The organism is Ruegeria sp. AL11, from assembly GCF_056540865.1.
Genome location: NZ_JBQFXO010000003.1, coordinates 370,913 through 378,109 on the forward strand (window position 1 = coordinate 370,913; position 7,197 = coordinate 378,109).

Consider the following 7,197-nt stretch of genomic DNA (forward strand, 5'->3'; position numbering starts at 1 on the left):
GAATGAATGAATATTGCGCTGATTGGTTTGGGAATGGTTTCGGGCACGCATTTTGCTGCCATTCAGGCATCGGAGCAAGGCCTCAATCTTGCCGGCGTCCTCGGGCGCAATCCTGAAAAAGCAGCTGAGTTCGCGCAGCGAAACGACACCCGCGCGTACAGCTCGGTCGAGGAAATCGCCAACGACCCAAACGTCGACTTTGCGATCATCGCAACCCCGCCCGATCAGCGCACAGAATTGGTTCGGGTTCTTTCGACCGCTTCAAAACCGATCCTGATGGAAAAGCCTATCGAAAGAACGCTGGACGCCGCGACAGCCATTGTCGAGCAGTGCGAGGTGTCTGGTGTGCCGCTGGGCATCGTTTTTCAGCACCGCGCCCGCGCCGCCTCGCAGGCGCTGAAATCAGCCATTGAACAGGGGGAACTGGGCGCGATCGCCACAGTGGAGATCCGCGTCCCCTGGTGGCGTGATCAGAGCTACTATGACGAGCCAGGTCGCGGCACTTATGCGCGCGACGGAGGCGGTGTCATGATCTCGCAGGCAATCCACACGCTTGACCTCACGATGTGGCTGCTGGGGCCGATCTCGGACATTCAGGCTGTAATGAGAAAAACTCCACTACACGATCTCGAGGCCGAGGATTGGGCAGGTGCAGTCTTTGAAATGGATAGCGGCGCGGTGGGAACTTTGATGGCGACTACTGCCGAATATCCTGGGGCCGCTGAGTCCATAACCATTCATGGAACGCGCGCCAAAGCGCATCTGGAGTCAGGTGTCCTGACCTTGACCACTTTCGATGGTCAGATATCCACGGTTGGCGAAATGTCCGCCACAGGCGGAGGGTCCGATCCCATGGCGTTCACCCATGATTGGCATCAGGCGGTTATCGAGGATTTCGCTGAGGCCGTTGCCGGTGGAACGCGGCCCATGGCCACCGGACGCAGTGCCCTTTTGACCCACGCCGTCATCGACGCGATGCAGATCGCCAATCGAACCGGCCAGAAAACACGAGTCGCCTCATGAATCTGACCTGCGTCGCCCTTGGCCTGGACCACCGCCATATCTATGGCATGACGGAAAACATGCGTAAAATCGGCGTGGACTGCGTTGGCTACTGGACACAAGGCGATCCGGAAACGCTTCCGGGCTACGTCAAAAGGTTTCCCGATATACCGCGGCTGGCCCGACTGGAAGACGCCCTAACCTGCGGGGCGGATCTAGCGCTGATTTCGGCAGTACCTGCAGATAGGGCCGCGTTGACGATCCGCGCCATGCAAAACGGCATGGATGTCATGACCGACAAGCCAGGCTGCACGACGTTCGAACAACTCGACCAGATCAAGCGAACAGTCACGGACACCGGCCGCATCTGGTCGGTGAATTTTTCCGAACGGTTTGAAACGCCCGTCAGCACCCGAGCGGCCGAGTTGGTCGAGGCCGGTGCCATCGGGCGCGTGATCCAGACGGTCGGACTTGGCCCCCACCGATTGAACCGGGCAACCCGACCCGAATGGTTTTTTCAGCGTGAACGCTATGGCGGCATTCTGACCGACATCGCCTCGCATCAGATCGATCAGTTCTTGCACTACACAGGTTCGGAATCCGCAGAAATCACAAACGCTTATGTGGCAAACTACGCAAACTCCAACGATCCCGGATTGCAGGATTTTGGCGAGGTCAATCTACGAAGCGAGAATGGCACCGGGTACATCCGGGTTGACTGGTATACACCGGATGCATTGCCAAACTGGGGGGATGGTCGTCTGACGATCCTTGGCACCGAAGGCTATATCGAATTGCGGAAATACGTTGATGTGGGTGGGGCATCAGGGACGGACCATCTGATCCTCGTCAATGGTGAGACCTGCGAAAAGATCGACGCAACCGACGCCGGCCTTCCCTACTTTTCGCGCCTCGCCGATGACATCCGCAACCGGACCGAAACCGCGATGACGCAGACCCACTGCTTTACGGTCATGGAACTCGCGCTGCGCGCGCAGGAAATGGCGGACCGCAGATGATCAACGTTGCGATCCTTGGCGCAGGTATCGGTGCGCAACATCTGAGCGCACTGGAACGGCTTGACCGCACATTCCGCGTAACCGCCGTGGTCGACCAGAATACGGACCGGATCGAACAGATTCGACAGAACGCGAATTTTCGAGCACTTACCAACATTCAGGACGCTCTGGATGATCCGGCGATTGATGTCATCGACATCTGCCTGCCGCCCCATCTGCATGTACCGACCACCCTTGCGGCACTGGCCGCAGGAAAACACGTTGTCTGCGAAAAGCCCCTTGCGACCTCTATGCAGGATGTGGATCGGATCAAGGAAGCCGCCCGCAGCACGGGCAAGCAGGTGTTTCCAGTTTTTCAATACCGGTGGGGTCCGTCACTGGCCCAATTGCGCCACCTGCAACGCGCAGGCCTGACCGGAGCGGTTCAAACTGCCGCGCTTGAAACCCATTGGTCCCGAGGGGCTGACTATTACGCGGTGCCGTGGCGGGGAACATGGTCCGGTGAACGCGGCGGCGCAGTGCTGGGCCATGCCATCCACAACCATGATCTGCTGACTCATATCGCGGGTGATATCGCCTGGGTGTCCGCAATGGCCACAACACGGGTCAACCCGATCGAGACGGAAGACTGCGCCGCGATCTGCTTTGGCATGACTTCCGGAGCATTGTGCACAAGCAATATCACACTAGGCGCCGCCACGGACGAAACCCGCCTGCGGTTCGTCTTTGAAAAGGTGACCGCCACCTCAGGCACGGAACCCTATGCCCCAGGTCAATCGCCCTGGACATTCGTCGCGCGGGACCCGGTGGATCAAGCCGCTATCGACGAGGTTCTTGCGGCCGCCGCCGCCGAGCCAATTGGTTTCGAAGGCTTCTTTGCCGAAGTCGGCAAGGCACTGCGGTCCGAGGCAAATTCGGCCGTTACGCTGCAGGACGGCGCTGCCTCCATCGGCCTTGTGACGGCGATCTATCACGCGGCGCGTACCGGGCAGCGAGTTGCCCTTCCCATCAAGCCCGATCACCCGCTTTATGAAGGATGGCTGCCATGAAACAATGCTGGCGTTGGTTCGGACCCGATGATCCGATCGCCCTGGCTGATCTCCATCAAGTCGGGGTTCAGGGCATTGTCACCGCGCTGCATCACATCCGGCCGGGACAGCCTTGGGACGAACAGAGCATCGCCGATCGGCAGGCAGTCCTGGCTGCTGCCGGATACAGTTGGGACGTTGTCGAAAGCCTGCCCGTCTCCGAGGCGATCAAGACGCAGTCCTCAGACATGGCCGAGCATCTGCAGGCGTATAAATCCAGCCTCAGGGCTTTATCCGACCGGGGCATCAAAGTCGTTTGTTACAACTTCATGCCGATCTTGGACTGGACGCGCACCGCCCTTCGCGCACCGCAGCCGCATGGCGGAACGGCCATGCTGTTCGACCTGACTGATTTTGCTGCTTTCGACATATATATTCTCGAACGTCCGGGCGCGTCCGAAGACTATTCCAGCGTCGTCAAGCAAACGGCCAAGGATCGCTTCTTGCACATGTCGGATGAATCCAAGGCCCAGTTGCAGCATAACGTCACTGCGGGGCTGCCCGGCGCCAACGATCAGTGGAGCGTGCAGGACGTGCGCGCTTTGTTGCAGACATATGCGCATATCGACCGTGACCGGCTTCGCGCAAACCTCATAGACTTCCTATCTGAGGTCGCCCCAGTGGCCCAAGAACTGGATCTGCGCTTGTGCTGTCATCCGGATGATCCACCGTTCTCGTTGCTCGGTCTGCCGCGGATCATGTCCAGCACCGATGACTACGGCGCCGTTCTGGATGCGGTTGATTTGCTGGCGAACGGCGCAACCTTGTGTACCGGATCGCTGGGAGTGTCCCCTAAATTCGATGGGCCGGATTTCGTGCGTAGGCATGGCGATCGGATTCACTTTGTCCATCTGCGGAATACCCAACGCATCGCCGGATCAGACAGTCAGAAGCCGGACTTTTTTGAGGCCCCGCATCTGGAGGGCGACACCGACATGGTCGGCACCATTCGCGAGTTGATGAACGAACAGCGACGCCGCAAATCCCAAGGGCGGGACGATTGGCAAATTCCGATGCGGCCCGACCACGGACAAGAACTGATGAGCGATCTGGGCGGACACAGCACTCCTGGCTATCCACTGATCGGACGAATGCGTGGGCTGGCGGAACTACGCGGCATCATGGCGGCGTTCTCGTAACGCGTCGGATCAGGCAGTTTCTTTCCGCCCGCAACACTTCTTTGCTTGCCTGAGCGCCGCATTCTTCGTTTACTTACGGCACGTAAACGGGCAGCGGGGTGTCTTCCGGACTCGCCCGACGTCTGTTCAAGACGCGTGAAACTCCCGCGAAAACCGATGCGATTGGGCATCATTTTTCGAAACGTCTGCCATACGGAAATGGCAGAAAACGGGAGGATTCAAAATGAAAACAGCAGGCGTAATCGGTCTTGGCGACATGGGCAGCGGCCTTGCCAAGAACCTGATCAAGAATGGCTTTGAAACATCCGGTTTCGACCTGAGCGAGACACGCATGACGGCATTTACCGACATGGGCGGCCTGGCCAAGGACAGCGTGGGACAGGTTGGCCGTCACGCGGCCAGTGTGTTCGTCATGGTGATGAACGGAGATCAGGCCCGCGATGTCATATTGGGTGAAGATGGCCTGATTGCGAACATGGCCAAAGGCGGAACGGTCATCCTGTCGGCGACCATTACCCCGGCCGAAGCAAGCGCGATCGGGCAAGACATGGAAGGTTCGGGCATCCACCTGATTGACACCCCGGTTTCGGGTGGGTTTCCCGGCGCGCAGAACGGCACATTGACGATGATGGCTGCGGGTGCTGCGGATGTGCTGGATCGAAATGCCGAAGTAATGCAGGCAGTGTCAGCTACCATTCATCGGGTCGGAGAAAACGCCGGCGACGGGCAAACCGTGAAAGCTTGCCTCCAATCCCTTATCGGATCAATCTTTTCCGCCACGTTCGAGGCTGCAGCCCTGGCGGCCAAAGCCGGTGTCAGCGGTCAGGCCTTGCTTGATGTGTTCTCCTCGTCCAGCGCAGGGTGTGGAGTCGTGAATACCGCCCTTGAAAACATCATTGATCGCAAGTTCGAAGCTACCGGCAGCCATATCGCAACGATGCACAAGGACCTGACGATCTCTCTCGCACTGGCCAGTGCGTTAGGCGTTCCCATGCACACAGCGTCATCCGCAATGCAGATCTTTCACGCCGGGAAAACCAAATACCCAAACGGCGACAACTGGGTGTGTACCCGCGTCATAGAAGAGATCGTTGGCGCAGAATTGCATCGCTGAGGGGACCGAACATGAAATTAGGAGTGATTTGCGACGGCATTTCCCGCGATCTGCGGCATGCCGTGGACGTGATGGACGAATTCGGTCTGGACTATGCAGAGCTTCAATTCGTTGGCGATACGGAGGTCGGAGACCATTCCCCGCAGGAAATTGCCGAGATCGACGCGCTCTTGCGCGACCGGGGCAAACCTGTGTCGTGTCTGTCGCGCCATATCTTTGCAGGGATGACAGCTGCCAACAGACCCGGCGACGACCTGCACACTCGGCACATGGACGCTTTGAAACGCGTGATCGACATGGCGCATGTTGTTGGGTCTCCGCTCGTTCGGATCATGACGCAACGAAAGGAGCAGATACTCTGGGGAAAAAACGGTGCCGAAAAGTGGAACGTAGCGCATGGGGTATGGGACACGATGCCGCCTCTGATCGCGTCGGCGGTTGAACTGGCAAGAGCTGAGGGCGTGACTCTCGTCGTGGAAACCGGAAACGGCACGCTGGTCAATTCCAACTACACAGCCCGCAAACTGATCGACGAGTTAGACGCAAAAGACAGCTTGAAAGTGCTGTGGGACCCGGGAAACAACTGCTGGTGCCACGAATTGGCGTACCCGGACGGCTATGAAGAACTGCGCGGAGGCTACTTGGGTCACATTCACATCAAGGACGTAAAGGTCGACACACCGCGGGCAACGCTGGAAGTGCGTCGAATGGGGGAAGGCCAGCTTGCGCCTCTGTTCCAACCCATCGCGGACGCGCTCCGATCCGACGGCTATGATGGCGTCATTTCCTTCGAGAGCGTTTATCACCCCGGCAACGGAAACTTCGAAGATGGTTTTCGTCTGTGTGTGGACAGGTTCAAAAGCCTGTTTGCATAAACGTACAGTCAATATGCGTTCAAAATCATATACTTGAACCCCGCTACTGAACGCCAAGCGGAGTGTAGAAAGCTGGGCGCGTTCGCGTTAAATCAAGGAAAGGGCCAGCTGGATGAAGCAAGAGTTTTTTGAGCTGTCCATTGAAACTCCCGGCAAATCCCTTACCGACATCAGTGGGAAGGTTCAGCGTGCGGTGTCCGAACATGAGTTTGTCTCGGGCCTGCTGACCCTTTGGTGCGTCCACACGGGTGCTGCGCTTTTGGTGCAAGCCAATGCCGATCCCGAGGTGCTCAAGGACATCGAGACGTTCTTTGAGAAACTGGTACCCAAGTCACCAGGCAAGTATCACCACCGCCCGACCGAGCACGACAACGCTCCGTCGCATCTGCGGGCGCTGTTGACGCAAACTCAAATATCCATTCCGGTCGAACAGGGGCAGCTTCCGCTGGGCCGCGTACAAAGCCTGTACCTGTTCGAACATCGAGAGGCGCCAAAAAATCGCCGATTGAAGGCTCACTACATCGGGACTTGAGGTTTCGGGTCAAATAGAGCGTTGGCGGTGCTAACGCCCCATCCAGCCCCCGTCGACGACAAGGATTTCACCGTTGACGAAGTCAGACGCGGCAGAGGCCAGAAAGACCACCGGTCCGGCAAAGTCACCAGGCGTACCCCAACGGCCCTGGGGTGTTCGTTCAAGGATCGACTTCGATCGGACCGGATCATCCCGCAGGGCTTGGGTGTTGTCGGTCGCGATGTAGCCAGGCGCGATCGCATTCACATTCACGCCCTGCCCGGCCCATTCGTTGGCCAAAGCCTTGGTCAGTTGTCCAATCCCACCCTTCGAAGCCGCATATCCCGGCACGGTAATACCGCCCTGAAATGTTAGCAGCGAAGCTGTGAAAATGATCTTCCCAGAGCCGCGCACCAGCATGTCCTTGCCGATCTCGCGAGACAGAACGA

The 7,197-nt window shown here is 58.2% G+C and carries 8 protein-coding genes; 7 read left to right on the top strand and 1 reads right to left on the bottom strand.

From position 1 onward, the window contains the following. Positions 1-6: 6 nt before the first annotated feature. From ACR0IP_RS07510 to ACR0IP_RS07540, 7 genes are all read left to right on the top strand, one after another. Complete coding sequence (locus ACR0IP_RS07510) at positions 7-1,023, top strand: Gfo/Idh/MocA family protein (RefSeq protein WP_170689726.1); 1,017 nt, start codon at positions 7-9, stop codon at positions 1,021-1,023. After that, on the top strand, positions 1,020-2,021 hold the full coding sequence (locus ACR0IP_RS07515; RefSeq protein WP_170376080.1) for a Gfo/Idh/MocA family protein: 1,002 nt from the start codon (positions 1,020-1,022) through the stop codon (positions 2,019-2,021). The genes ACR0IP_RS07510 and ACR0IP_RS07515 overlap by 4 nt, the downstream gene beginning before the upstream one ends. Further along, entirely contained in the window at positions 2,018-3,070 is a 1,053-nt protein-coding gene (locus tag ACR0IP_RS07520; RefSeq protein ID WP_480524736.1) for a Gfo/Idh/MocA family protein, read from the top strand. Before ACR0IP_RS07515 ends, ACR0IP_RS07520 begins: the two co-directional genes overlap by 4 nt. Then, positions 3,067-4,248 carry a mannonate dehydratase gene (gene uxuA / locus ACR0IP_RS07525; RefSeq protein WP_480524738.1) on the top strand — a complete coding sequence of 394 codons (1,182 nt, stop codon included), beginning with the start codon at positions 3,067-3,069 and terminating at the stop codon, positions 4,246-4,248. The genes ACR0IP_RS07520 and uxuA overlap by 4 nt, the downstream gene beginning before the upstream one ends. Positions 4,249-4,471: 223 nt before the next feature. Next, positions 4,472-5,362, top strand: a complete 891-nt coding sequence (locus ACR0IP_RS07530) for an NAD(P)-dependent oxidoreductase (RefSeq protein ID WP_170376073.1) — start codon at positions 4,472-4,474, stop codon at positions 5,360-5,362. A gap of 11 nt (positions 5,363-5,373) precedes the next feature. Further along, entirely contained in the window at positions 5,374-6,237 is an 864-nt protein-coding gene (locus ACR0IP_RS07535) for a sugar phosphate isomerase/epimerase family protein (RefSeq protein WP_480524740.1), read from the top strand. Positions 6,238-6,349: 112 nt separating this feature from the next. Beyond that, positions 6,350-6,769 (top strand): secondary thiamine-phosphate synthase enzyme YjbQ, encoded by a 420-nt coding sequence (locus ACR0IP_RS07540; protein WP_480524741.1) that lies wholly within the window; start codon positions 6,350-6,352, stop codon positions 6,767-6,769. Between the two features lie 30 nt (positions 6,770-6,799). Here ACR0IP_RS07540 and ACR0IP_RS07545 read toward each other — a convergent pair. Further along, on the bottom strand, positions 6,800-7,197 hold a 398-nt coding region (locus ACR0IP_RS07545), incomplete at its 5' end, for an SDR family oxidoreductase (RefSeq protein ID WP_480524743.1).

Bases quoted from the DNA above. Each gene is read 5' to 3' on its own strand.
- ACR0IP_RS07535 (WP_480524740.1), top strand. From the start codon at position 5,374: ATGAAATTAGGAGTGATTTGCGACGGCATTTCCCGCGATCTGCGGCAT.
- ACR0IP_RS07515 (WP_170376080.1), top strand. From the start codon at position 1,020: ATGAATCTGACCTGCGTCGCCCTTGGCCTGGACCACCGCCATATCTAT.
- ACR0IP_RS07520 (WP_480524736.1), top strand. From the start codon at position 2,018: ATGATCAACGTTGCGATCCTTGGCGCAGGTATCGGTGCGCAACATCTG.
- ACR0IP_RS07540 (WP_480524741.1), top strand. From the start codon at position 6,350: ATGAAGCAAGAGTTTTTTGAGCTGTCCATTGAAACTCCCGGCAAATCC.
- uxuA (WP_480524738.1), top strand. From the start codon at position 3,067: ATGAAACAATGCTGGCGTTGGTTCGGACCCGATGATCCGATCGCCCTG.
- ACR0IP_RS07510 (WP_170689726.1), top strand. From the start codon at position 7: ATGAATATTGCGCTGATTGGTTTGGGAATGGTTTCGGGCACGCATTTT.
- ACR0IP_RS07530 (WP_170376073.1), top strand. From the start codon at position 4,472: ATGAAAACAGCAGGCGTAATCGGTCTTGGCGACATGGGCAGCGGCCTT.